Here is a 25,584-nt window from a genome sequence, read left to right on the forward strand (position 1 = left end):
GTTCGACGTGGGCCCCCTCAGCACGTACACTCTCTCCTCGTTGGCCCGCACCGACCACATCTCACGATGCGGTAGGTTGGGGGGCAGCAACAAAGGGTCGTAGCTCAATTGGTAGAGCACCGGTCTCCAAAACCGGCGGTTGGGGGTTCAAGTCCCTCCGGCCCTGCTACACACACCGCCAGGTTGTGTGCGCATGTACGTCTTCATTGCACCGCCGTGCGGCTCCACCCGGGCGCGGCACGGCCACGACCCGGAATCAGGTGAGAGATCGTGACGGACGCCGTAGGCTCCATCGACATGCCTGATGCCGAAGACGAGGCCGCGGAGTCGAAGAAGAAGGCCCGCAAGGGCGGCAAGCGCGGCAAGAAGGGCCCTCTGGGCCGCCTCGCGCTCTTCTACCGCCAGATCGTCGCGGAGCTCCGCAAGGTCGTCTGGCCGACGCGTAGCCAGCTGTCGACGTACACCACCGTGGTGATTGTCTTCGTCGTCATCATGATCGGCCTTGTCACCGTGATTGACTATGGCTTCCAGGAAGCAGTCAAGTACGTCTTCGGCTGACTTTTTGTTCCACCCCATCTGTATCGCAGGAAGAAGCAGCCACCGTGTCTGACGCGAACCTGAACGACGCCTTCGAGTCCGAGTCCGGCGAGGACGAGCTGGACATCGTCGAGGCCGCCGACGAGGACCAGGCGGACGCTGCGGACGAGATCGCGGGCGAGGCCGCCGAGGACGAGGCCGTCCACGTCGAGGACGCCGACGGCGACGCCGAGGTCGTGGCGGAGGACGCCGACGGCGACGCCGAGGAGTCCGACGAGGACGAGGCCACCGCGGACGAGACCGAGGAGGAGGCCGAGCCGGCCGCCCCGGTCGACCCGGTCGCCGCGCTCCGCGAGGAGCTGCGCACCCTGCCCGGCGAGTGGTACGTCATCCACACCTACGCCGGCTACGAGAAGCGCGTGAAGGCCAACCTGGAGCAGCGCGCCGTCTCGCTCAACGTCGAGGACTTCATCTACCAGGCCGAGGTCCCCGAGGAAGAGATCGTCCAGATCAAGGGCGGCGAGCGGAAGAACGTCAAGCAGAACAAGCTCCCCGGCTACGTCCTCGTCCGCATGGACCTGACGAACGAGTCCTGGGGTGTCGTGCGCAACACGCCCGGCGTCACCGGCTTCGTGGGCAACGCCTACGACCCGTACCCGCTGACCCTGGACGAGATCGTCAAGATGCTCGCCCCGGAGGCCGAGGAGAAGGCCGCCCGCGAGGCCGCCGAGGCCGAGGGCAAGCCGGCTCCCGCCCGCAAGCTGGAGGTCCAGGTCCTGGACTTCGAGGTCGGCGACTCGGTCACCGTCACCGACGGCCCCTTCGCCACCCTCCAGGCGACGATCAACGAGATCAACGCCGACTCGAAGAAGGTCAAGGGCCTGGTCGAGATCTTCGGTCGCGAGACCCCGGTCGAGCTCAGCTTCGACCAGATCCAGAAGAACTGACCTCACAGGTTTCCGATCAGGTCAGAGTGGCTGCGAAAGCCGCTCTGACCTGCTCGGTTTTTGGCCGCACCGCCATACCCGTTATCGTTGTGCGGTATGCCTCCATCCGGATGACCGGGTGGCGGGCTGAACACTCTCACTAGGACCCGGAGAGAGCACATGCCTCCCAAGAAGAAGAAGGTCACGGGGCTTATCAAGCTCCAGATCAACGCCGGTGCCGCGAACCCGGCGCCGCCGGTCGGCCCCGCGCTGGGTCAGCACGGCGTCAACATCATGGAGTTCTGCAAGGCCTACAACGCCGCGACCGAGTCGCAGCGTGGCATGGTCGTGCCGGTGGAGATCACGGTCTACGAGGACCGTTCCTTCACCTTCATCACCAAGACTCCGCCGGCCGCCAAGCTGATCCTCAAGGCCGCGGGTGTGGACAAGGGCTCCGGCGAGCCGCACAAGACCAAGGTCGCGAAGCTCACGAGCGCCCAGGTCCGCGAGATCGCCACGGTCAAGCTGCCCGACCTGAACGCCAACGACCTGGACGCCGCCGAGAAGATCATCGCCGGCACCGCCCGTTCCATGGGCATCACGGTCGAGGGCTGATCACCCCCCTCGTCACCCCAGTGGCAGGGCCAGCGCCGGCCCGTACCACGACTCCACACCTGAAACGAACACAGGAGCAGAAGTGAAGCGCAGCAAGTCTCTCCGCGCTGCGGACGCGAAGATCGACCGGGAGAAGCTCTACGCCCCGCTCGAGGCCGTCCGTCTGGCCAAGGAGACCTCCACCACGAAGTTCGACGGCACCGTCGAGGTCGCCTTCCGCCTGGGTGTCGACCCGCGCAAGGCCGACCAGATGGTCCGTGGCACCGTGAACCTCCCGCACGGCACCGGTAAGACCGCCCGGGTCCTGGTCTTCGCGACCGGTGACCGTGCCGAGGCCGCGATCGCCGCGGGCGCCGACATCGTCGGCTCCGACGAGCTCATCGACGAGATCTCGAAGGGCAACCGCCTGAACGAGTTCGACGCCGTGGTGGCCACCCCGGACCTCATGGGCAAGGTCGGCCGCCTCGGCCGCGTCCTCGGCCCGCGTGGTCTCATGCCGAACCCCAAGACCGGCACCGTCACCCCCGATGTCGCCAAGGCTGTCAACGACATCAAGGGCGGCAAGATCGAGTTCCGCGTCGACAAGCACTCGAACCTGCACTTCATCATCGGCAAGGTCTCCTTCGACGAGACCAAGCTGGTGGAGAACTACGGCGCGGCCCTGGAGGAGATCCTCCGTCTGAAGCCGTCCGCCGCCAAGGGTCGCTACATCAAGAAGGCCGCCATCGCCACCACGATGGGCCCCGGCATTCCGGTCGACCCGAACCGCACCCGCAACCTCCTCGTCGAGGAGGACCCGGCCGCGGTCTGAGCCCTCACGGCTCGCTGAGTGGTCAGCCGGCCCCCGCCCCTCTCCGGAGGGCGCGGGGGCCGGCTTTTTCGCGTTGCGGCACTGTCGGCACCGTGGGATACGGTCGAGGCGAACAGAGACCTGAATCAAGGGGTGGGGAACACCATGAGCAAGTCCTCCTGGAAGCGCGCGGGCGTCGCGCTCACCGCCGTGGCCGTCGTGACGGGGGCCGCGGGCTGTCAGGACGGTGACAGCAAGGCCGGGGGCGCCAAGGCGGCGGGACCCGGGGACGTCACGAAGGTCCTCACGGCCGCGTACGAGAAGACCTCGGCCGCCAAGTCGGCCAAGGTCAAGATGACCATGGCCATGGAGGGCGCCGGCGCCGACTCCGGGACCGCCGAGCTCTCCGGCGTGCAGGGCTGGGACCCCGCGGTCATGGACATCACCATGAAGGGCTCCATGCTGAGCGCCGGGGACCCCGAGGCCCCCGAGCAGATCCGCATGCTGATGCTCGACAACGTCATGTACATGGACATGGGCGCGAAGCAGGCCGCCGAGATGGACGGCAAGCGCTGGATGAAGCTGGACCTGAAGGCCGCGGCCGAGGCGTCCGGCGACAAGGACCTGCAGAAGCAGATGACCGGCGGCCTGGAGTCCATGAACCAGGACCCGGCCCAGCAGCTCGCCCTGCTCCTGGACTCCCCGGACCTCAAGCACGTCGGGGCCGAGAAGATCAACGGCATGGAGACCCAGCACTACAAGGGCACGCTGACCTTCGAGCAGATGCTGAAGGCCAACGAGACCTCCAAGGTCCTCCCGAAGGAGGACTACGACAAGCTCATCGCGAACGTGAAGAAGACCGGTCTCACGGGCTACGAGACCGAGGTCTGGGTCAACGGCGACGGCTACCCGGCCCGGATGGACATCGGCATGAAGATGAAGCAGGGCTCCATGACCCTGCGCGCCGACTACTCGGACTACGGCGCTCAGGCGGCCGTCAAGGCCCCGCCGGCCGGCGAGACGGTCGACCTCTTCAAGATGCTCAAGGAGATCGGCCAGGCCGGCGGCGAGGCGCCCCAGGGCTGATTTGCTCCTGGCCCAGGCCATCACGTACTCTTCCACAGAAGCCAAAGACCGCTGGTCGTCGCTGTGCCCGCAGGGGTACGGAGGCCGAAGGATTCGCTGAGAGACGCGAGCGACCCGCGCAGGTGACTGTGGAAGAGTTCCCGGATCGTTCGCGAGCCGGTCGAGCTGAGCCCCGTGCGCCTGCGCCCGGGGCGTTTTGTTTTGTTCAGCCCCTTCCGCGCGGTCCCATCACCCGGAAGGAGGCCGACGCTTATGGCAAGGCCCGACAAGGCTGCCTCGGTGGCCGAGCTGGAGGACCAGTTCCGCAGCTCGAACGCCGCTGTGCTGACCGAGTACCGGGGTCTCACCGTGGCGCAGCTCAAGACGCTGCGTCGTTCGCTCGGTGAGAACGCCCAGTACGCCGTGGTGAAGAACACGCTGACCAAGATTGCGGCCAACCAGGCCGGGATCACCGCGCTGGACGACCAGTTCACTGGTCCGACCGCGGTCGCCTTCGTCACCGGTGACCCGGTGGAGTCGGCGAAGGCGCTGCGTGACTTCGCCAAGGAGAACCCGAACCTCATCATCAAGGGCGGTGTCCTTGAGGGTAAGGCGCTCTCCGCCGATGAGATCAAGAAGCTCGCGGACCTCGAGTCCCGCGAGGTTCTGCTCAGCAAGCTGGCCGGTGCCTTCAAGGGCAAGCAGTCCCAGACTGCTCAGCTCTTCCAGGCGCTGCCGTCGAAGCTCGTCCGCACCGTGGACGCGCTCCGTGCCAAGCAGGCCGAGCAGGGCGGTGCCGAGTAATTCGGCTCGCGCAATGATCCGCACCGCCGCCTAGGCGGAGCGGGTCGCAGCGGGCCGAACGTACGCCCGCCTCACATGTACATCCGGCACCTGCCGATTTAGTGGAAGGATCGCCCATCATGGCGAAGCTCTCTCAGGAAGACCTGCTCGCGCAGTTCGAGGAGATGACCCTCATCGAGCTCTCCGAGTTCGTGAAGGCGTTCGAGGAGAAGTTCGACGTCACCGCCGCCGCGGCCGTCGCCGTTGCCGCCCCGGGTGCCGCTGGTGGCGCCGGTGGCGCCGAGGCCGTCGAGGAGAAGGACGAGTTCGACGTCATCCTCACCGGCGCCGGCGACAAGAAGATCCAGGTCATCAAGGTCGTGCGTGAGCTGACCTCCCTGGGCCTGAAGGAGGCCAAGGACCTCGTCGACGGCACCCCGAAGCCGGTCCTCGAGAAGGTCAACAAGGAAGCCGCTGACAAGGCCAAGGACGCCCTTGAGGGCGCCGGCGCCTCCGTCGAGGTCAAGTAAGACCTCGTCGCGCCAAGCGACTCTCTGAGCGTGTAACGCTCGCAGCGTGAAGGGCGATCACCCAACTGGGTGGTCGCCCTTCGGCGTACCCCGGGAGGGCGTGGCGGCGTTGGTCCGGGCCGCCGGAAGCGGAGTATGGTGATCTTCGCCGTGCGCCCCGTACACCGGGGGGCCTTGACGAACCGCACGCAGCGCGCAATTCTCAGGACGCGTCGTCACAACGATCCGTATCCGAGGCATGGATCGACGGCCGAACGGGCAGTATCGAGGTGCGCCGCATGGCGCGAGGTACCGCGGAGATGAGAACAACGAGGGTCGCGAAGAACCGCCCTGGACATCAGTGGGCCAAGTGGCTACACTGACCCTTTGCGCTGCCTGTTAGCTGCCCCCTGCCCGTCACCAGGGGCATACCCTCGCATCCGCTTCGACGGCCGACCTCTCTGACCTGGTCCTTTGGTCATTTCGGGAAGGCAAGCCGGCGAAGCAGCTGGGGACCGGTACGCGCGTAGTGAGTCCGAGCCCTCGGAAGGACCCCCTCTTGGCCGCCTCGCGCAACGCCTCGACCAATACGAACAACGGCGCCAGCACCGCCCCGCTGCGCATCTCCTTTGCAAAGATCAAGGAGCCCCTCGAGGTTCCGAACCTCCTCGCGCTGCAGACCGAGAGCTTTGACTGGCTGCTCGGCAACGCCGCCTGGAAGGCTCGCGTCGAGGCTGCCCTTGAGTCGGGACAGGACGTCCCCACGAAGTCCGGCCTGGAGGAGATCTTCGAGGAGATCTCCCCGATCGAGGACTTCTCCGGGTCGATGTCGCTGACCTTCCGCGACCACCGCTTCGAGCCGCCGAAGAACTCGATCGACGAGTGCAAGGACCGTGACTTCACGTACGGCGCCCCGCTCTTCGTCACGGCCGAGTTCACCAACAACGAGACCGGCGAGATCAAGTCCCAGACGGTCTTCATGGGCGACTTCCCGCTCATGACCAACAAGGGCACCTTCGTCATCAACGGCACCGAGCGTGTCGTGGTGTCGCAGCTGGTCCGTTCGCCGGGTGTCTACTTCGACTCCTCCATCGACAAGACGTCCGACAAGGACATCTTCTCCGCCAAGATCATCCCGTCCCGGGGTGCCTGGCTCGAGATGGAGATCGACAAGCGCGACCTGGTCGGTGTCCGCATCGACCGCAAGCGCAAGCAGTCCGTCACCGTCCTGCTGAAGGCTCTGGGCTGGACCACCGAGCAGATCCTGCAGGAGTTCGGCGAGTACGAGTCCATGCGCGCCACCCTGGAGAAGGACCACACCCAGGGCCAGGACGACGCGCTCCTCGACATCTACCGCAAGCTGCGTCCGGGCGAGCCGCCGACGCGCGAGGCCGCTCAGACGCTGCTCGAGAACCTCTACTTCAACCCGAAGCGCTACGACCTCGCGAAGGTCGGCCGCTACAAGGTGAACAAGAAGCTCGGCGCCGACGAGCCGCTGGACGCCGGTGTCCTCACCACCGACGACATCATCGCCACGATCAAGTACCTGGTGAAGCTCCACGCGGGCGAGACCGAGACGGTCGGCGAGAACGGTCAGCAGATCGTCGTCGAGACCGACGACATCGACCACTTCGGCAACCGTCGTCTGCGCAACGTCGGCGAGCTCATCCAGAACCAGGTCCGCACGGGTCTGGCCCGGATGGAGCGCGTCGTCCGCGAGCGCATGACCACCCAGGACGTCGAGGCGATCACGCCGCAGACCCTGATCAACATCCGGCCGGTCGTCGCCTCCATCAAGGAGTTCTTCGGCACCAGCCAGCTGTCGCAGTTCATGGACCAGAACAACCCGCTGTCGGGTCTGACGCACAAGCGTCGTCTCTCGGCGCTGGGTCCCGGTGGTCTGTCCCGTGAGCGGGCCGGCTTCGAGGTCCGAGACGTGCACCCGTCCCACTACGGACGCATGTGCCCGATCGAGACCCCCGAAGGCCCGAACATCGGTCTGATCGGTTCGCTCGCCTCGTACGGCCGCGTCAACGCGTTCGGCTTCATCGAGACGCCGTACCGCAAGGTCGTCGACGGCATGGTCACCGACGAGGTCGACTACGTCACCGCCGACGAGGAGGACCGCTTCGTCATCGCGCAGGCCAACGCCGCGCTGGACGACGACCTCCGCTTCACGGAGAACCGCGTCCTGGTCCGCAAGCGCGGCGGCGAGGTCGACTACGTCGAGCCGTCGGAAGTCGACTACATGGACGTCTCGCCGCGCCAGATGGTGTCGGTCGCGACCGCCATGATCCCCTTCCTCGAGCACGACGACGCCAACCGTGCCCTCATGGGCGCGAACATGATGAGGCAGGCCGTCCCGCTCATCAAGTCGGAGGCCCCGCTCGTCGGCACCGGCATGGAGTACCGCTGCGCCACCGACGCCGGCGACGTGCTCAAGGCCGAGAAGGACGGTGTGATCCAGGAGCTCTCCGCGGACTACATCACCGTCGCCAACGACGACGGCACGTACACCACGTACCGCCTGCACAAGTTCTCGCGCTCGAACCAGGGCACCTCGGTCAACCAGAAGGTCGTCGTCTCCGAGGGCGACCGGGTCATCGAGGGCCAGGTCCTCGCCGACGGCCCCGCCACCGAGAACGGTGAGATGGCGCTCGGCAAGAACCTGCTGGTCGCGTTCATGCCGTGGGAGGGTCACAACTACGAGGACGCGATCATCCTGTCGCAGCGCCTCGTCCAGGACGACGTCCTCTCCTCGATCCACATCGAGGAGCACGAGGTCGACGCCCGTGACACCAAGCTCGGCCCCGAGGAGATCACCCGGGACATCCCGAACGTCTCCGAGGAGGTCCTCGCCGACCTCGACGAGCGCGGCATCATCCGCATCGGTGCCGAGGTCGTCGCCGGCGACATCCTGGTCGGCAAGGTCACCCCGAAGGGTGAGACCGAGCTGACCCCGGAGGAGCGCCTGCTCCGCGCGATCTTCGGTGAGAAGGCCCGTGAGGTCCGTGACACCTCGCTGAAGGTCCCGCACGGCGAGACCGGCAAGGTCATCGGCGTCCGCGTCTTCGACCGCGAGGAGGGCGACGAGCTTCCCCCGGGCGTGAACCAGCTGGTCCGCGTCTACGTCGCCCAGAAGCGCAAGATCACCGACGGTGACAAGCTCGCCGGCCGCCACGGCAACAAGGGTGTCATCTCCAAGATCCTTCCGATCGAGGACATGCCCTTCCTCGAGGACGGCACCCCGGTCGACATCATCCTCAACCCGCTGGGTGTCCCGTCCCGAATGAACCCGGGACAGGTCCTGGAGATCCACCTCGGCTGGCTCGCCAGCCGCGGCTGGGACGTCTCCGGCCTCGCGGACGAGTGGGCGCAGCGCCTCCAGGCCATCGGCGCCGACAAGGTCGCCCCCGGCACCAACGTCGCCACCCCGGTCTTCGACGGTGCGCGTGAGGACGAGCTCGCGGGTCTGCTCCAGCACACCATCCCGAACCGCGACGGCGAGCGCATGGTGCTCCCGACCGGCAAGGCGCGCCTGTTCGACGGCCGCTCCGGCGAGCCGTTCCCGGACCCGATCTCGGTCGGGTACATGTACATCCTCAAGCTCCACCACCTGGTCGACGACAAGCTGCACGCCCGGTCGACCGGTCCGTACTCGATGATCACCCAGCAGCCGCTGGGTGGTAAGGCCCAGTTCGGTGGTCAGCGCTTCGGTGAGATGGAGGTGTGGGCGCTGGAGGCATACGGCGCCGCCTACGCCCTCCAGGAGCTGCTGACGATCAAGTCCGACGACGTCACCGGCCGCGTGAAGGTCTACGAGGCCATCGTCAAGGGCGAGAACATCCCTGAGCCCGGCATCCCCGAGTCCTTCAAGGTGCTCATCAAGGAGATGCAGTCCCTGTGCCTCAACGTGGAGGTGCTGTCCTCGGACGGCATGTCCATCGAGATGCGCGACACCGATGAGGACGTCTTCCGCGCAGCGGAGGAGCTCGGTATCGACCTGTCCCGGCGCGAGCCGAGCAGCGTCGAAGAGGTCTGACGGGAGTCCGGTACGGGGGCTCAGCAATGAGCCCCCGGCCGGCCCCAGGACCCCCGTATCAGACCCACAGCCTTACAACCCTGAGAGGGATTGACGCATAGTGCTCGACGTCAACTTCTTCGACGAGCTCCGGATCGGTCTGGCCACCGCTGACGACATCCGTCAGTGGAGCCACGGCGAGGTCAAGAAGCCGGAGACCATCAACTACCGCACGCTCAAGCCCGAGAAGGACGGACTCTTCTGCGAGAAGATCTTCGGTCCTACCCGGGACTGGGAGTGCTACTGCGGCAAGTACAAGCGTGTCCGCTTCAAGGGCATCATCTGCGAGCGGTGTGGCGTCGAGGTCACCCGCGCGAAGGTGCGCCGCGAGCGGATGGGCCACATCGAGCTCGCCGCTCCCGTCACCCACATCTGGTACTTCAAGGGCGTTCCGTCGCGTCTGGGCTACCTGCTCGACCTCGCCCCGAAGGACCTGGAGAAGGTCATCTACTTCGCGGCGTACATGATCACGTACGTCGACGACGAGCGCCGTACGCGTGACCTGCCGTCGCTGGAGGCCCACGTCTCCGTCGAGCGCCAGCAGATCGAGAACCGTCGCGACGCCGACCTCGAGGCCCGTGCCAAGAAGCTCGAGACCGACCTGGCCGAGCTGGAGGCCGAGGGCGCCAAGGCCGACGTGCGCCGCAAGGTGCGCGAGGGCGCCGAGCGTGAGATGAAGCAGCTGCGCGACCGTGCGCAGCGCGAGATCGACCGCCTCGACGAGGTCTGGAACCGCTTCAAGAACCTCAAGGTCCAGGACCTGGAGGGCGACGAGCTCCTCTACCGCGAGCTGCGTGACCGCTTCGGCACGTACTTCGACGGCTCGATGGGCGCCGCGGCGCTGCAGAAGCGCCTGGAGTCCTTCGACCTGGAGGAGGAGGCGGAGAAGCTCCGCGAGATCATCCGTACCGGCAAGGGCCAGAAGAAGACCCGTGCGCTCAAGCGCCTCAAGGTCGTCTCCGCGTTCCTGCAGACCGCGAACAGCCCCAAGGGCATGGTTCTCGACTGCGTGCCCGTGATCCCGCCGGACCTGCGTCCGATGGTGCAGCTGGACGGTGGCCGCTTCGCGACCTCCGACCTGAACGACCTGTACCGCCGTGTGATCAACCGCAACAACCGTCTGAAGCGTCTGCTCGACCTCGGTGCCCCCGAGATCATCGTGAACAACGAGAAGCGGATGCTCCAGGAGGCGGTCGACGCCCTCTTCGACAACGGCCGCCGCGGCCGCCCGGTCACGGGCCCCGGCAACCGTCCGCTGAAGTCCCTCAGCGACATGCTGAAGGGTAAGCAGGGTCGATTCCGTCAGAACCTGCTCGGTAAGCGTGTGGACTACTCCGCGCGTTCCGTCATCGTCGTCGGCCCGCAGCTCAAGCTGCACCAGTGCGGTCTGCCGAAGGCGATGGCCCTGGAGCTGTTCAAGCCGTTCGTGATGAAGCGCCTGGTCGACCTGAACCACGCGCAGAACATCAAGTCGGCCAAGCGCATGGTCGAGCGCGGCCGCACGGTCGTGTACGACGTCCTCGAAGAGGTCATCGCCGAGCACCCGGTTCTGCTGAACCGTGCGCCCACGCTGCACCGCCTCGGCATCCAGGCCTTCGAGCCGCAGCTGGTCGAGGGCAAGGCCATCCAGATCCACCCGCTCGTCTGCACCGCGTTCAACGCGGACTTCGACGGTGACCAGATGGCCGTCCACCTGCCGCTCTCCGCGGAGGCGCAGGCCGAGGCCCGCATCCTGATGCTGTCCTCGAACAACATCCTCAAGCCCGCCGACGGCCGTCCGGTGACGATGCCGACCCAGGACATGGTCCTCGGTCTGTTCTTCCTCACCACCGACGGCGAGCTGCGGGACGTCAAGGGCGAGGGCCGCGCGTTCGGCTCCACGGCCGAGGCGATCATGGCGTTCGACGCCGGCGAGCTGTCGCTGCAGTCGCCGATCGACATCCGCTTCCCGATCGGCACCGTTCCGCCGCGCGGCTGGGTTCCCCCGGTCGCGGAGGAGGGCGAGCCGCAGTGGCAGCAGGGTGACTCGTTCCGCCTGCGGACGACCCTGGGCCGTGCGCTCTTCAACGAGCTGCTGCCCGAGGACTACCCGTTCGTCGACTACTCCGTCGGCAAGAAGCAGCTCTCCGAGATCGTCAACGACCTCGCCGAGCGCTACCCCAAGGTCATCGTGGCGGCGACGCTCGACAACCTGAAGGCGGCGGGCTTCTACTGGGCGACCCGTTCCGGTGTCACCGTGGCCATCTCCGACGTCGTCGTTCCCGAGGCGAAGAAGGAGATCGTCAAGGGCTACGAGGCGCAGGACGAGAAGGTCCAGAAGCAGTACGAGCGCGGTCTGATCACCAAGGAGGAGCGGACCCAGGAGCTCATCGCGATCTGGACCAAGGCGACCAACGAGGTCGCCGAGGCGATGAACGCGAACTTCCCCAAGACGAACCCCATCTTCATGATGGTTGACTCGGGTGCCCGAGGAAACATGATGCAGATGCGGCAGATCGCCGGTATGCGTGGTCTGGTGTCGAACGCGAAGAACGAGACCATCCCGCGTCCGATCAAGGCGTCCTTCCGTGAGGGCCTCTCCGTCCTCGAGTACTTCATCTCGACGCACGGTGCCCGTAAGGGTCTGGCCGACACCGCCCTGCGTACCGCCGACTCGGGTTACCTGACCCGTCGTCTGGTGGACGTCTCGCAGGACGTGATCATCCGCGAGGAGGACTGCGGCACCGAGCGCGGTCTGAAGCTGCGGATCGCGGCCAAGGACGAGTCCGGTGTCCTGCGGAAGACGGACGACGTCGAGACCTCCGTGTACGCGCGGATGCTCGCCGAGGACGTCGTCGTGGACGGCAAGGTCATCGCGCCGGCCAACGTCGACCTGGGTGACGTGCTCATCGACGCCCTCGTCAACGCGGGCGTCGAGGAGGTCAAGACCCGCTCGGTCCTGACCTGTGAGTCCGCCGTCGGCACCTGCGCCTACTGCTACGGCCGCTCGCTGGCCACCGGCAAGCTGGTCGACATCGGTGAGGCGGTCGGCATCATCGCCGCCCAGTCCATCGGTGAGCCCGGTACCCAGCTGACGATGCGTACCTTCCACACCGGTGGTGTGGCCGGTGACGACATCACCCAGGGTCTGCCCCGTGTCGTCGAGCTCTTCGAGGCCCGGCAGCCGAAGGGTGTCGCCCCGATCTCGGAGGCGGCCGGCCGCGTCCGCATCGAGGAGACCGAGAAGACCAAGAAGATCGTCGTCACCCCGGACGACGGCAGCGACGAGACGGCCTACCCGATCTCGAAGCGTGCCCGTCTGCTCGTGGGCGAGGGCGACCACGTCGAGGTCGGCCAGAAGCTGACCGTGGGTGCCACCAACCCGCACGACGTGCTGCGGATCCTCGGTCAGCGCGCGGTCCAGGTCCACCTGGTCGGCGAGGTCCAGAAGGTCTACAACTCGCAGGGTGTGTCGATCCACGACAAGCACATCGAGATCATCATCCGGCAGATGCTGCGCCGGGTGACGATCATCGAGTCCGGCGACGCGGAGCTGCTGCCGGGCGAGCTGGTCGAGCGCTCGAAGTTCGAGCAGGAGAACCGTCGTGTGGTCACCGAGGGCGGTCACCCCGCCTCCGGCCGTCCGCAGCTGATGGGTATCACCAAGGCCTCGCTGGCGACGGAGTCCTGGCTGTCGGCCGCCTCCTTCCAGGAGACGACCCGAGTGCTGACGGACGCGGCGATCAACGCCAAGTCCGACAGCCTCATCGGCCTCAAGGAGAACGTCATCATCGGTAAGCTCATCCCGGCCGGTACGGGTCTGTCCCGCTACCGCAACATCCGGGTCGAGCCGACCGAGGAGGCCAAGGCCGCGATGTACTCGGCCGTCGGCTACGACGACATCGACTACTCGCCGTTCGGTTCGGGCTCCGGCCAGGCCGTTCCGCTGGAGGACTACGACTACGGTCCGTACAACCAGTAAGCGAGTCGGTTGACCGAAGGGCGGCACCCCGTGACCGGGGTGCCGCCCTTCGGCGTTCCCGTGGGCCGGACGGTCAGCGGCCGACGAGTTCCCAGGCCGTGAGCAGGACGCCCATGGTGGCGGCCACCGCGAGGATGCTGGACAGCGGCCATCGGGCGCGCTCCAGGTCGTCGAGGCGGGCCTCGTGGTCGGCGAGCTGCCGGTCGGTCTGGTCGCTGCGCTGCACGAGCAGGGCGAGCGAGCCGTCGACCCGGGCGAAGCCGGCCTCCAGGGTGCCGCGGAGCCGTTCCAGCTCCAGGGCGACGGCGACGGGATCGTTCGGGTCAGGCTCGGTCATCGGCACCGCCCGGGGTGGGGCGGAGCCAGGCCGGGAGCAGGTTCTGGACCAGGTCGAGGGCCATGACCCGGGTGAGTGCGCCGGCGACGGCCAGGGCTCCGGCGACCCAGGGGAGGGTCTCGGGGATGCCGGAGGCGTCGACGATCGCGGGCAGCACGACGGCGATGCCGACGGCGGTCTGGAGGACGGTACGGGCCGTGCGCTTGGCGGCATCGGTCATCGTGGGTCTCCTCGGGGTTGTGCGGGGGTGGTACGCGGGGGTTCAGGCCGTGTACGGCACCTTCAGGGCGTTCCAGGAGGCGGCGCCCGGGATGCCGTCGGCGGCGGAGCCGCGGAAGCCGAGCTTGTGCTGCCACCTGGCGTACGAGCGGCGGTCGGCCTCGCTCCAGCGGGGGCCGGGGCCGACCGCGTACGCGGAGCAGCCCTCGGCGACGAGGCGGCGGCCCATCGCCGTGATGATCGGGGAGCTCGTCTCCGTGCGGAAGAACGAGGTGCCCGGGAAGGGCTGGTAGCGGGGGCGGGGAGGGGTGGGCTTCGCCCCGGGGACGGGGGCCGGCGGGTTCTTGACGGGGGCCTTGGCGAGCCGCCTCTGCACCCGGTCGCGCATGCCGGGCATGCCGAAGCCCTTCGGGTCGGACTTCAAGTCGGACCACTCCAGGTGGCCGATGACGGACTTCGCGCCCCAGCCGTGGGCCCGGCAGAGAGCGGCCGAGACCCGCTCGATCGCGTCGAGCTGGGCGGCCGGCCACGGGTCGGATCCGTCGCCGAGGTTGACGCACTCGAAGCCGTAGAAGCGGGCGTTCCCGTCGACGGCGTGCGCGCTGCCCTGGTGCTCGCGGGGCGCGGGCGGGCGCTCGCCGTACGTCTCGCTGACCACGGCCTTCAGCACGGACGGGTCGCCGCCGCCGGCGTGGTTGGCCCGGCCGGAGCCGACCAGGTGGACGGTGCCGTCCTTGGCGATCACTCCGTGGCACAGCGGCCCGGGCAGGCCCTTGTAGCCGTGGAAGCACATCTCGACCGAGGAGGCCGTGCCGCTGGAGACGGTGTGGTGGATCATGACGCCGGCGACCGGGCCCCAGGCACCGGCCTGGTTGCGGTGGTGGGTGCGCCAGCCGGGGTGCTCGACGACGGTGACGCCTTCGGCGCGGAGCGCGGCGGCGAGCCGGTCCGCGGGCAGGGGAGTGGCCATCTGGTGTCCTCCGGACATGCGAAAGCCCCGGCCGTCGGGGCGCGGGGCGGGCGGAGAGGTGGGGGGCGTTCCGGCGGCGGTGGCGGGCCGGGGCGGGGTGCGGGTCTTCGTGAGCCGTGGGCTACGGAACCGGGGCCGCGGGCCGAGGGCCGGGGGCCTACGCGACCGGGGTCTGCGGTGCCGGCTCGGGGGTCGGCGCGGGCTCCGGGTCCGGGGCGGGCGCCGGCTCCGGCGGGGTGGCCGGGGCCCAGGCCGCGCACAGCTCCGCGTAGGCGGCCCGGCGGGCCTCGAAGTCGGCGAGCGCGGCGGCGACCGCGCTCCGTACCGCCTCCGGGTCGGGCACGGCCTGCTTGCCGGCCACGGGCTGGATCACGGCGGTGCCGTAGCCCCGCAGCGACGCGCCGTTCGGGCCGTTCTCGTTGACCTGGGCGCTGACGTACACCGCCGGGTACTCGCCCGTCACCGGGTCGATCTCCAGCGGGCCGCCGAGCGTGTTGTCGTAGAGGCGGACGGCGACGGCGTGGCCGTTCTCGGTGACGGTGCCGCGGCCGGCGTAGTCGACGGCCAGGCCCCAGGGGTGGTTCGGATCGGGGGTCATGCGGGGATCCTTTCCGGGGTTTTACGGGGGAACGGGGCGGTTCAGGACTGGCGGCCGTGCATCATGACGGGCTTCGCGTAGACGGTGCCGGAGGCACTGGTGACGCGGGCGTGGAGCTCCACGTTCATGTCCTTGCCGAAGTCGGCCTGCATGTCGGCCGTGACCGCGCCGGTGTGGTCGAAGACCGATCCGGCGTTCACGGTCGGACCGAACTGGACGCCGTTGACCATCACCCGGATCTCGCCCGTGACGCCCGCGGCCGAGACCCGGGTGTACATGCGCAGCCGCATCTTGGGCTGCCAGATCGGGTTCTGGGACTGGGCGATCGTCGTCCAGGCCGTCGCGCCGGTCGACGGCCAGTTCGCGGAGGCCATGTCCTGCGGCGGCAGCATCGCCAGCCAGGGCCGGGCCAGGCCCCCGGTCAGGATGTCGTCCGACAGGACTTCGTGCCCGTACGCGTCGTTGACCCGTAGCACCGGCTTCGTGGAGTCGGGGCCGCTGGTGTTGATCTGGACCAGGTTGGCCGAGGTGGCGGGGGCGTTCGGGTCCGTCTGGCGGCGCAGCGTCAGCGAACCGTTGACGACCTCGGTCAGGGGCGGGCGGACGTTCACGGCCGTGGAGAGGGCCTGGATCCGGCGCTCCATCTGGATCAGCCGGTCGATGATGTCCTCGGGCAGCAGCGCCATCAGCGTTCCTCCAGTGCGAGATCGGCGGTGTCGGGACGGCCGCGTTCGGCCGGCCGCACCTTGACGCCGACGATCCGGTAGCGGGCGTCGAGGCCCGTCGGATGCCATTCGTCGGTGATGCGGATGCGGGCGGTGCGGCCCAGCAGCGCCGGCGGGACGATCCCGCCGAGCCGGATGCTGATCTCGGGGATCAGCACGGACCCGGCCGCCGCGTCCACGGCCGCCTGGGCCAGCGAGTCCAGCGTCGCCTTGTCGCTGATGTCGTTGTGGTCCGAGGACAGGTCGAGCTGGGGCCAGCGGTCGTCCAGCGGCTTCTTCGGCGTCGCGACGGACGACAGCGTGGGCCGCGAGGTGGTGGCGGCGTTGGTGTTGGTGGTGGCGCCCCGGGCCAGGGCATGGGTGCCGCCGCGGGTGGCGTCGTCCGGGAGCGAGTACGACAGGATGGTGCCGGGCCGGTCGAAGACCATGTCCGTGCTGCCGGTGTGGAGCTTGGGCGAGCCGAGCCGGAGCTGGCGGACCCGCTTGCCGTCCTCCGGGTCCCGGAACACGAAGATCTGGTACTCGAACCCGTTCTCCTGGGCGCCGAGCTGGTCGAGCGCCTCCTGGTACACGGTCTCGTCGCCGTGCAGCCACGACGCGGTCCGCAGCACGCCGGACGTCGCCTCGGGGTCACCGGTCTCGATGCCGCTGGAGCCGAGACCCGCCGAGAGCGACGACCACAGGGTGCGGGCGATGGTGAACTGGTCCGTCGGCTGGGTGTACTTGAGATCCGTACGGATGCGGCGGCGGGCCGCGTACGAGTCGAAGGTCGACGCCTGGATGCCCAGGGACAGCACGCCCCGGTCGCTGCCCTGGAGGGTGCTGGTCCAGACGATGCCGCCCCACCACAGGTCTCCGCCGCGCTCCAGATAGACCGTGGTGCGGCCCGGCTTGATCTTGTGGGCCCGCTCGGCCATCGTGCGGTCGGGGATGGGGACCGTGCCGGACAGGGAGCCGGCCCGGCCGATGTAGTCCTCGAAGGAGACGTCCCGCAGCGGCAGGATGTCGAGGGTCGTGTCGGTGAACAGGTCGCAGAAGATGGCCCGGTAGGGCGTGTCGAGTGCCATGGTGGGCCCCCTTACAGGACGTAGGTGGCGGAGACGCGGAGGTGCCGGCCGGCCTGGAGGGCGGCGTTCGGCGTCCAGGTCCGCAGCGTGATCGTTCCGCCGGGGTAGAAGACCGCGCCACCGGAGGCGAAGCCGTCGGTGGCGGCCGCCTCGTACTCGAAGGGCGGCCGCCAGCCCGCCGGGAGGGTGACGAGCGGCTCGTCGTTGATGTTGCCGATGTTGGTGGCGGTGATGTCGGCGCCGTTGCGGGTGACGAGCACCGTCACCGTGGCGATGCCGCGCGACCGGCGGGCCGCGAAGGACAGCAGCGTCCAGCCCGTCAGCGCCGTCGCCCCGGAGGTGATGAACTCCGTCTCCACCGGAGGCTGGTAGTTCACCCAGGAGGTGCCGTTCCAGCGCTGGAGCACACCGTTGTGGTCGCGGAACTGGCCGGGGTAGCCGCCCGTGGAGAGCGCGCCGCTGGGCGCGATGCCGCCGATCTCCTTCGGGTACGCGACCCACGCGGTGCCGTTCCAGCGCTGGAGGTAGTGGGCGTTGTCGTTGTCCTGGTACTGGCCCGGGTAGGCGCCGGCCACGCCCGCGTTGTTGTACACGGGCAGGATGCCGCCGACCCCGACGACGGTGGTGCGCAGGTCGGTCATGGCACCGCCCGTCCAGTCGATGCCGCCGCTGCCCGCCGAGGCCCCGGCCTTCACGTACACCGAGAACAGCGGGAGGGACGCCGGCGGCACCTGCGGGGTCTGGGGCTGCGCCTTCGGCTCGCCCTTGATGACCTCCAGGACGGCCTCGTGCCGGGTCTGCTGGTCGAACTCGTCGTCGTACACGCGCAGGACCACGAGGTCGATGCGCGGGTTGAGCGGATCGCCGTCCCCGAAGGTGACGGTGGTGTCCGCGTCGAGGGTGACGGGGTAGGCGCCCTGGCCGTTCGTCCCCTGCACGACGGCCCGCCCCGCGTACACGGTCGCGCTCATCGGGCCGTTCGAGCTCATCCAGAGGCCGCCGACCCGGTACTTGCCGTCGACGGTGCCGGGCAGGATGCCGGACCGGGAGACGAGCGGGTTGGCCGGGGTGACGGCGCCGTGGGCGGTGAGGCGGGTCGCGGCCCTGGTCTGCCCGTTCGGCGTGAGCCAGCCACTGCGCAGTGCCATGGTTTTCTCCTGTCGGGTGGGGCCGGTCAGTACTGCGGGTGGACCGTGATGAACGTGTTGTCGAAGTTGGCCCTGATCTGGGCGGTGTTGGTGCCGGACTTGAACATGCCGGTGACGGTGTACGTCAGGCCGGGCGTCAGGCCGTAGAAGCGTGTGATGGAAGCCATCGAGGCGGGCGTGGTGCCGGTGTAGAAGACGGCGGTCTCGTCGCTCTCGGTGATCTTGGCGACACCCGCCTGGGAGAGCCGCAGACCCATCACGACGGTGTGGGGCGTGGTGGACGTGGCCCACATCCGGGCGCCGTAGTTGATCAGGATGGCGCCCGAGGGCGGCGCGATGAAGTCGATGTCGAGCGGGGTGCCGCCCGTCTCCAGCAGAGCCGGGGTGTACGTCGTCGAGGTCGTGTACCCGTGGTCGTTGGAGCCGGTGTAGTACGGCCCCGGGTACGCCGGCCGCCACGCCGCACCGTCCCAGCGCTGCAGCACCCCGTTGTGGTCCCGGTACTGGCCCGTGTACGTGGCCGGCGTGGTCCCCGACGCCGAGGACGGGATGATGCCGCCGATCGCCGAGGGGTACGAGACCCACGCGCCGCCGTCCCAGCGCTGGAGGGCGCCGCCCGCGTCCTGGTACTGGCCCGGGTAGGCACCCGGCAGCACCGGGCCCTCGACCGGGATGATGCCGCCGAGGGAGACGACCGGGGTGCGCAGGTCCTTCAGCGCCCGGTCCCAGGGGATGCCGCCGGTGCCCGCGCTGGCGCCGGCCGGGACGGTCACCTCGTACAGGGGCAGGCAGCGCGGCGGGACGGCCGGCGGCTGCGGGTCCTGGCGCGCCTCGCCCTGGATGATCTCGATCTTCGCCTCGTTCTGCTCGACGGTGTCGTAGAGCCGGTCGTAGATCTTGAGGACGAGCAGGTCCTTGCGGCTGTACTGGGCGTGGCCGGGCGCGAAGGTGACGACCTCGGAGGCCGGCAGGGTGACCGGGTAGGCGCCCTGCGAGATCTCGCCCTGGATGACGGCCCGGCCCTCGGACACGGTCGCGGACATGGCGGCGGAGCCGAAGGTCCAGAAGCCGGCGAGCCGGTACCGGCCGTCGTACGAGCCGGGGAAGATGCCGGAGCGGACCTGGACGGGGTTGGCCGGCGTGGTCGCGCCGGTCTGGGTGAGGCGGGTGTCCTCGCGGGTCTGGCCGGTCTCGGTGACCCAGCTGCTGCGCAGGTTCATGGGAGTTCTCCGTTCGACGGGAAGGGGAGGGACGGAAGGAAGGTCAGGACTTGATCCACTCGGCGGAGAGGTTGCAGGCGTAACCGGAGCCGCCGAGGGTGCGGACCGCCGCGGTGTGCGTCTGGTAGCCGGACAGCGTGACCGTGTTGCCGGCGGTGAGCTTGATCAGGGCCTGGCCGCCGACGACCACCGCGCCGTTGCCGGCGGGGGTGAGCCAGGTGGCGCGCGGGACGCCGACGCCGTTGACCGCGATGCGGGCCCCGCGCATGCCGGTCTGCGCGTCGTTGGCCCACACGGCGTGGCAGGAGACGCGCCACCAGCCGGTGCGCGGCACGGTGTACGTGGTGGAGCCGTTCCAGCCGGGGCCGTCGTCGATGTCGGCGCCCTGCAGGGTGAGGGTCGTCCACGCGTTGGCGGGGACGCTCTGCGACACGGTCTGCGAGGCGCTGAAGAGGATCTTCGACTTGCCTTCGGCGTACTGCCAGGCCGTACCGTCCCAGCGCTGGAGCGCGCCCGCGTTGTCGCGGTACTGCCCGGTGTACGAGCCGGTGGCCAGGGCGCCGCTGGGCGCGATGCCGCCGATGGCCTTCGGGTACGAGACCCAGGTCGTGCCGTCCCAGCGCTGGAGCAGGCTCGCCGCGTCCCGGTACTGGCCGGTGTAGGCGCCCTTGTAGCCGCTGGTCGGCATGATGCCGCCGAGCGCGACGGCCGGCCAGTGCTGGGTGGTGACGGCGCCGGTCTTCCACGCGATGCCGCCGGTGCCGGCCGAGATGCCCTTGGGGACCCGGATCGTGTAGAGCGGCAGCGTGCTGCCGGCCGGGCTCTGCGGGACGGTGGGGGTGGCGTCGGGGGCGCCCTTGACCAGGCGCACCACCGCCTCGGTCGTACCGGTGCGGTCGTAGGCGTCGTCGACGACCGCCAGCTCGATCAGGTCGATGCGGTCGTACTGCGGGTCGCCGTCCTCGATCGTGAACGTCTCCGGCGCGGTGACGGCGACGAGGTAGGCGCCCTGGGCGGTGTCCTTGCCCTGCACGATGGCGCGGCCGGTGCCGATCGTGCACTGCATGGGCGAGGTGTCGGTCAGGACGAAGCCGCCGGGCACGATGCCGGCGCGGGAGCGCAGCGGGGTCTCGTCCGGGCTCTGGCCGCTGGGGGTGAGGAGGGCGGCGAGGGTGAGGCGGGTGTCCTCGCGGGTCTGGCCGGTGGGCTGGAGCCAGGCGGCTCGTACGGTCATGGGATCACCTCTCCGAAACGGTTCGGGATGGTCGGTGGGACGCGGCGGCCCGGCGCCGCAAGGAGACTGACGGGCAGTCACCGAGCGGGCGCCGGGCCGGGGCACCGGGGCGGGGTGAGGGGGTGAGGGGTGCGGAGCGGCGCGCGGGCCGGGTCACGGGTGTGCGGCGCGCGCGGGAGGGCGCCGTTTCACCGGCGTACTCCAGGGGCCCGAGTCGTACGGGTCACCACTCGGCGCTGCGCCACCGCACGGTCATCAGTGCCTGCTCCGTCCCGTCCTCGGGCCGGAAGGACAGGTCGGTGCGGCCCGGCTCCAGGACGAACAGCTCCTCCGGGGTGGAGTCGGCCATGGCCGTGTGCAGCCGGGACGCGGAGTTGTTCAGCATGACCGTGCCCGCACGGGTGTCGACGGTCAGTTCGTCTCCGGCGGCCAGGTCGATCGCGTACCGCAGCCGGCGCCGGCTGATCCGCTCGGTGACGGACGGCATGGAGCACGGGCCGCGGAAGACGATCACCGGGTGGGTCGGGGCCGAACCGGTGTTCTCGACCGCCGCGTCACCGGTGCTCTTGGCCTCGCCCCACTTCAGCGGCCAGGTCAGCGGCCAGACCAGGCCCGACTCCGGCTGCGGGGGAGTGGTGCTGGAGATCTGCTCGTTCACCGCGTACCGGCGCGGGTCGGAGGCCAGCCACTGCACCGACATGCGCGAGCTGCCCTGGGTGGCGAAGCCCTGGTCGGCCGGGACCACGCGCTGCGCGATGCGGGCGCGGACGGTGAGCAGCTCGCCGTGCAGCCGGACGGTCAGCCAGCGCTCCTCGTCCAGCAGGGCGAGCGCCTGGCGCAGGGCGCGGACGGCCTCGGTCGTGCCGCCCTGCTCCGGCATGAGCACGATCGTGCCGCCGATCTTGCGCGGCTTGGCGAAGCGCGCGCCCGGCCAGGCGCCGTGCGAGGTCGGCCGGTCGGCGTCGGAGGAGTCGTACTCCGGCAGGTCCTCCCAGCCCGCCAGGCCGGACTTGTCGACGGTGAAGGGAGTGCCGGGCCCGATGAGGAGCCCGGCCCACTGCACCTGCCCGTCCTGGGTGATGAGCGAGCCGGGTGCGAGGTCGGCGGTGTAGGAGTTTCCGGCGTACGGGGTAGTGGTCTCGGCCATGGGGCCGTCACCTCACTTCGGATGGGGTCAGCGGTGGGCGGGTCGTTCCCCGTGGGGGGCGCGGCGGCGGGACGCTCAGGAGGCCCAGCGGAGGGCGGCGGCCCGCTCCCGGGTGTTCACCCGCTGGTGGGCGGTCATGAGGAACAGGAGGTCCTCGGCGGTCGCCCGCGGGCCGGCCCCCTCCACCTCGCGGAACTCCCGCACGCGGTGCGGTGGCGGCGGCGGCTCGGTGAGGGCCGGGACCCGCCGGTTCTCCAGCTGCGACAGGGAATCGATGCGGTAGTCGTCCGGGGTGCCGGGCGAGACGATGCCGCCCTCGGCCAGCATCGGCAGCTTGTCGAGCTCGACGCCGAACTTCTTGCCGGTGAGCGGGATTTCGAAGCTGAGCTCGTTGAGCCCGTCGATGATCCAGTTGGCGAAGGCGATCAGACCGTTGATCGGGCCCTTCACGACGCCGAGCACGGTGTTCATCGCGCCCTCGATCAGGTCACCGATCCCGGTCAGGGACCTGCTCACCGCGTCCTTGGCGGTGCGGAAGAACCCGGGGATCTTGTCGGTGATCCAGGAGACGACCGGCCTGACGGCGTTCTTGATGCCGTCGAACGCGCGGGAGGCGATCCCGCGCAGCGCGTTCGAGGCCGACCGGACGGCGGAGCCGATCCGGGAGATCCCGCCGATGGCCGAGCCGACGACCCTGAGCGCCCCCTTGAAGACCGTCTGGACGGCCTTGAAGTACGTGCTCACCGCCTTGCCGATGGCCTTGACGACCGGCTGCAGGAACGTCCAGACCGCCTGGAATCCCTTGAGCGCCTGCTGGAACACCTGCCGGATGATCCGCTGACCCGTCTCGGAGTTCACGGCCAGCTCGATCAGGTACGCCGCGACGGGCACGATCAGGCCGACGAGGAAGCCGAGCGGGTTGGCCCGCATGGCGACGTTGACGCCCGTCATGGCGACCGAGGCGACGGTCATCACGGTGCCGAAGGTGCCCATCATCCGACTGATGACGTCGGTGACGGGCAGCAGCGGCAGCAGGATGCCGGCGACGACCCCGGCCCCGGTCCCGATCCTGCGGGCCGCGGTCCGGGCCTTGCCGGCGGCGGTGCCGATCCGCTTGACGCCCGCGGGGGCGGTGGACCGGCGGATCTTCGTGACGGCGGTGGCGGCGCCGGCGGCGTTCCGGCCGAGGGTGCGGAGGGTGGAACCGGCGGTACGGGCGGCGGTGGCGAAGGCGCCGACACCGCCGGCGGCCCGCTGGACGTCCTGGGTGAAGCGGCGGAGTGAGTTGCCCGCGTCGGTGAGCCCCCGTTTGAGGGAGTTCATCGTCGGGGCCGCTCCCCGGAAGGGGTTCGGTATGCCGGGCCCCAGGGCTATGGCACTCATGCGCGTGCTCCACGCGCCTTCACGAGGTACATGAGCGCGGCGGCGGTGGTGTGCGGGTCACTGTTGCGGGCCGCGTGGTAGTGCTCGATGTGCAGACCGCCGCCGGCGCCGGCGGCCGCCTGGCCCTGGGCCGCGCGGGCCCGGCGGGCGGTGAGGGCGAGCAGCCGGTCCAGCTTGGAGAGCGGGAGGACGGCCTCGGCCTCGCCGGCCTCGGCGAGGATCGCCGGGACACCGCCGGTACGGGGCAGGACGACGCCACCGGTGGCGAGCATGGGGATGGTCGGCAGGTTGACGCCGAAGGTCTTGCCGCCGACGATCGGGACCCAGCCCGGGACGCTGACCTTGACGCGGTTCAGGGCGCCGATCATCCGGTTGATCAGGGAGATGACCGCGTTGATCGGTGTCTTGACGCCGCTCTTGATGCCGTTGAACGCCCGGGACGCGATGTCCTTGAGGCCGTTCCAGATGGACGACATCTTGTCCTTGACGGCGCTGAACGCCTTCGGGATCGCGCTCTTGATCCAGTTGACCACCGGAGTGATGACGCGCTTGATGCCGTTCCAGACGGTGCTGATGACGCTCTTGATCGCCTTCATGACCGTGGTGATGACGGTCTTCCAGACCTTCACGTAGGTCTTGATGACGGTCGCCACGGCCTTGACGACGGTGGAGACGGCCTTCTTGATGCCGTTCCACACCGACTTGATCAGCGATCCGGCCTTCTTCATGATCGGCCCGACGGCCTTCATGACCGAGCTGATCACGCTCTTGATGGCGCTGAACGCCTTCTTCAGGACCGTCTGCATCGTCTTCGAGCGCAGCGCCATGTCGACGATCGCCTCGATGAGCGGCATGAAGAGTTCGAGCAGACGGACCAGGAAGTTGCCCTTCATGGACCTGTTGAGCTTGTCCTGGCCCTTGGCCGCCTTGCCGGCACCGGACTCGTACCTGGCAAGCTTGCCGCCGGCCGTCTGAGCGGTGTTGCCGGCCTTCTTCATGGCGCGCTCGGCCTGGTCCGAGGCGGTCTTCAGGTTCTTGAGCTGGGTGCTGGAGCCCTGGGCGCTGCTCTTGAGGTTCTTGAGCTGCCCGTTGGCCGTACGGCCGGCGTCACCGACCTTCTTGACGGACGTACCGGCGCCGGACGCCTGCGTCTTGAGGGTGCGCAGGGAGTCGGACGCCTTCTTCATGGAACTGACGAGAGACATGGGTTACCTCCTTTCTGGGTGTGGGGGATCAGGTGGCCGCGATGACGCGCTCGGCCCCCTGGGCCGCGGCCTTGAGGTTGTCGAAGGCCAGCTTCACGGCGTCGCCCGCCTTCGCGAGCCGCTCGGCCTCGGTCGCCGCGTTCGCCAGGCCGCGGGCCTTGGGCAGCTTCCGCGGGTTGAAGTTCTCCTGGGACGAGGCGAGCTTGCCGATGGCCGTGGCGAGGGTCTCGATGTCCGTGGGCTTCGCGGCGTCGGTCGCCTTGGTCACCGCCTCGACGCCGGTCGCCAGCTTGTCGAGCTGCGCCTTGCTCTTCATCTTGGCGACGGCCTTGTTGAAGTTGATGATCCGGCGGTTGATGTCTCCGAGGGCCTGCTTGAGCGCGTCGAAGGTGGTCGGGTCCGGCGGGTTGGTGAGAGTCACGCCCGCTCCGACGGCTGCCTCCCGGTCCGTGACTTCCTGGGTCGGCTGGAGCTTGGGGAACCGGCTGTCGGGCTCCATCGCGAAGATCTTGTCGCGGAGGTAGGGGCCGAGCCTGGGGATCCAGCCGAGTATCCAGTTGAAGAGAACCTTCTGCAGAAAGCGCTGGAACAGCTTGAAGTTCGTCAGGAACATCAAGGCGAGCACGGCGCCCAGCATGGGAATGAAGATGCCGGTGATGGCTGAGAGGAGCCAGTCTTTCCAGGCGCTCTCTCCCTCCTGCTTCTTCTCGTACGCGGCGGCGAACCCGTCGAGACCCATGGCCTCCAGGTACTCCGTCCACGGTTCCTTCTGGAGCTCCTCGTACATGGTCTTGAACCGTTCGGTGAAGTTGAACGGCAGCATGTTCTCTGTGACGATCTTGGGGTCGACCGCGATGAGGGCCCTCTTCAGGTCGGACAGATGGGTCGTGACGCTTCTGCCCTTTTTTTCCGCGTCCGTCTTCCCCTCGTGATCACCCTGGTAGGTGAACGTTTCCTTTTTCTCCTCGGTGTTCTTCTCAAGGAGCGCCTTCTTCAGGGCGGCGATGTCCTTGATGAGGTCTTTGATCTCGTCGCTCATGGTTGCTCCGCTTCCGGCCCGTACG

At 68.9% G+C, this 25,584-nt stretch carries 22 protein-coding genes and 1 tRNA gene; 10 read left to right on the top strand and 13 right to left on the bottom strand.

Features of this window, described 5'->3' with window-relative positions:
- Positions 1 to 93: 93 nt before the first annotated feature.
- The 10 genes from ABTY40_RS12975 to ABTY40_RS13020 all read left to right on the top strand — a co-directional run bounded on the left by ABTY40_RS12975 (position 94) and on the right by ABTY40_RS13020 (position 13,267).
- A tRNA-Trp gene (locus tag ABTY40_RS12975) sits at positions 94 to 166 on the top strand.
- A 104-nt stretch (positions 167 to 270) separates the two neighbouring features.
- Positions 271 to 558 (top strand): preprotein translocase subunit SecE, encoded by a 288-nt coding sequence (secE, locus tag ABTY40_RS12980; RefSeq protein WP_352059585.1) that lies wholly within the window; start codon positions 271 to 273, stop codon positions 556 to 558.
- 44 nt (positions 559 to 602) lie between these two features.
- Complete coding sequence (gene nusG, locus ABTY40_RS12985) at positions 603 to 1,484, top strand: transcription termination/antitermination protein NusG (protein ID WP_352059586.1); 882 nt, start codon at positions 603 to 605, stop codon at positions 1,482 to 1,484.
- Positions 1,485 to 1,643: 159 nt separating this feature from the next.
- Positions 1,644 to 2,078, top strand: a complete 435-nt coding sequence (gene rplK, locus ABTY40_RS12990) for a 50S ribosomal protein L11 (protein ID WP_309054883.1) — start codon at positions 1,644 to 1,646, stop codon at positions 2,076 to 2,078.
- 82 nt (positions 2,079 to 2,160) lie between these two features.
- Entirely contained in the window at positions 2,161 to 2,889 is a 729-nt protein-coding gene (gene rplA / locus ABTY40_RS12995) for a 50S ribosomal protein L1 (RefSeq protein WP_309054882.1), read from the top strand.
- Positions 2,890 to 3,033: 144 nt separating this feature from the next.
- A complete protein-coding gene (locus ABTY40_RS13000; RefSeq protein WP_352059587.1) occupies positions 3,034 to 3,954 on the top strand; it encodes an SCO4651 family lipoprotein in 921 nt (306 codons plus the stop codon).
- 252 nt (positions 3,955 to 4,206) lie between these two features.
- A complete protein-coding gene (rplJ, locus tag ABTY40_RS13005; protein WP_309054880.1) occupies positions 4,207 to 4,737 on the top strand; it encodes a 50S ribosomal protein L10 in 531 nt (176 codons plus the stop codon).
- A gap of 119 nt (positions 4,738 to 4,856) precedes the next feature.
- Entirely contained in the window at positions 4,857 to 5,246 is a 390-nt protein-coding gene (rplL, locus tag ABTY40_RS13010; RefSeq protein WP_345278571.1) for a 50S ribosomal protein L7/L12, read from the top strand.
- A gap of 538 nt (positions 5,247 to 5,784) precedes the next feature.
- Positions 5,785 to 9,267, top strand: a complete 3,483-nt coding sequence (rpoB, locus tag ABTY40_RS13015; protein ID WP_345278570.1) for a DNA-directed RNA polymerase subunit beta — start codon at positions 5,785 to 5,787, stop codon at positions 9,265 to 9,267.
- A 100-nt stretch (positions 9,268 to 9,367) separates the two neighbouring features.
- Positions 9,368 to 13,267, top strand: coding sequence for a DNA-directed RNA polymerase subunit beta' (locus tag ABTY40_RS13020; protein WP_309054877.1), 3,900 nt, complete (start codon positions 9,368 to 9,370; stop codon positions 13,265 to 13,267).
- Between the two features lie 73 nt (positions 13,268 to 13,340).
- Here the strand turns inward: ABTY40_RS13020 and ABTY40_RS13025 are convergent, their stop codons facing one another.
- The 13 genes from ABTY40_RS13025 to ABTY40_RS13085 all read right to left on the bottom strand — a co-directional run bounded on the left by ABTY40_RS13025 (position 13,341) and on the right by ABTY40_RS13085 (position 25,559).
- Positions 13,341 to 13,604 carry a hypothetical protein gene (locus tag ABTY40_RS13025; RefSeq protein WP_352059588.1) on the bottom strand — a complete coding sequence of 88 codons (264 nt, stop codon included), beginning with the start codon at positions 13,602 to 13,604 and terminating at the stop codon, positions 13,341 to 13,343.
- Complete coding sequence (locus ABTY40_RS13030; RefSeq protein ID WP_352059589.1) at positions 13,591 to 13,824, bottom strand: hypothetical protein; 234 nt, start codon at positions 13,822 to 13,824, stop codon at positions 13,591 to 13,593. Before ABTY40_RS13030 ends, ABTY40_RS13025 begins: the two co-directional genes overlap by 14 nt.
- 42 nt (positions 13,825 to 13,866) lie before the next feature.
- Complete coding sequence (locus tag ABTY40_RS13035) at positions 13,867 to 14,793, bottom strand: peptidoglycan-binding protein (RefSeq protein WP_352059590.1); 927 nt, start codon at positions 14,791 to 14,793, stop codon at positions 13,867 to 13,869.
- A 157-nt stretch (positions 14,794 to 14,950) separates the two neighbouring features.
- Positions 14,951 to 15,391 carry an ATP-binding protein gene (locus tag ABTY40_RS13040; protein ID WP_352059591.1) on the bottom strand — a complete coding sequence of 147 codons (441 nt, stop codon included), beginning with the start codon at positions 15,389 to 15,391 and terminating at the stop codon, positions 14,951 to 14,953.
- A gap of 41 nt (positions 15,392 to 15,432) precedes the next feature.
- Positions 15,433 to 16,077 (bottom strand): hypothetical protein, encoded by a 645-nt coding sequence (locus tag ABTY40_RS13045; protein WP_352059592.1) that lies wholly within the window; start codon positions 16,075 to 16,077, stop codon positions 15,433 to 15,435.
- The gene (locus ABTY40_RS13050; protein ID WP_352059593.1) at positions 16,077 to 17,183 is read right to left on the bottom strand and encodes a hypothetical protein; all 1,107 of its coding nucleotides are present in this window, start codon (positions 17,181 to 17,183) and stop codon (positions 16,077 to 16,079) included. The genes ABTY40_RS13045 and ABTY40_RS13050 overlap by 1 nt, the downstream gene beginning before the upstream one ends.
- A gap of 11 nt (positions 17,184 to 17,194) precedes the next feature.
- Positions 17,195 to 18,331: a hypothetical protein gene (locus tag ABTY40_RS13055; protein WP_352059594.1), complete on the bottom strand. Its 1,137-nt coding sequence runs from the start codon at positions 18,329 to 18,331 to the stop codon at positions 17,195 to 17,197.
- A 26-nt stretch (positions 18,332 to 18,357) separates the two neighbouring features.
- Positions 18,358 to 19,551 carry a hypothetical protein gene (locus tag ABTY40_RS13060; RefSeq protein ID WP_352059595.1) on the bottom strand — a complete coding sequence of 398 codons (1,194 nt, stop codon included), beginning with the start codon at positions 19,549 to 19,551 and terminating at the stop codon, positions 18,358 to 18,360.
- Positions 19,552 to 19,594: 43 nt separating this feature from the next.
- Complete coding sequence (locus tag ABTY40_RS13065) at positions 19,595 to 20,785, bottom strand: hypothetical protein (protein WP_352059596.1); 1,191 nt, start codon at positions 20,783 to 20,785, stop codon at positions 19,595 to 19,597.
- Positions 20,786 to 21,008: 223 nt separating this feature from the next.
- Positions 21,009 to 21,932 carry a phage distal tail protein gene (locus ABTY40_RS13070; protein WP_352059597.1) on the bottom strand — a complete coding sequence of 308 codons (924 nt, stop codon included), beginning with the start codon at positions 21,930 to 21,932 and terminating at the stop codon, positions 21,009 to 21,011.
- Between the two features lie 75 nt (positions 21,933 to 22,007).
- Complete coding sequence (locus ABTY40_RS13075; RefSeq protein WP_352059598.1) at positions 22,008 to 23,315, bottom strand: phage tail tape measure protein; 1,308 nt, start codon at positions 23,313 to 23,315, stop codon at positions 22,008 to 22,010.
- Entirely contained in the window at positions 23,312 to 24,520 is a 1,209-nt protein-coding gene (locus tag ABTY40_RS13080; protein WP_352059599.1) for a phage tail protein, read from the bottom strand. Before ABTY40_RS13080 ends, ABTY40_RS13075 begins: the two co-directional genes overlap by 4 nt.
- A 28-nt stretch (positions 24,521 to 24,548) precedes the next feature.
- The gene (locus ABTY40_RS13085; RefSeq protein WP_352059600.1) at positions 24,549 to 25,559 is read right to left on the bottom strand and encodes a hypothetical protein; all 1,011 of its coding nucleotides are present in this window, start codon (positions 25,557 to 25,559) and stop codon (positions 24,549 to 24,551) included.
- Between the last annotated feature and the right edge of the window lie 25 nt (positions 25,560 to 25,584).

The organism is Streptomyces sp. NPDC126503 (assembly GCF_040302405.1).
GTDB lineage: Bacteria > Actinomycetota > Actinomycetes > Streptomycetales > Streptomycetaceae > Streptomyces > Streptomyces gulbargensis.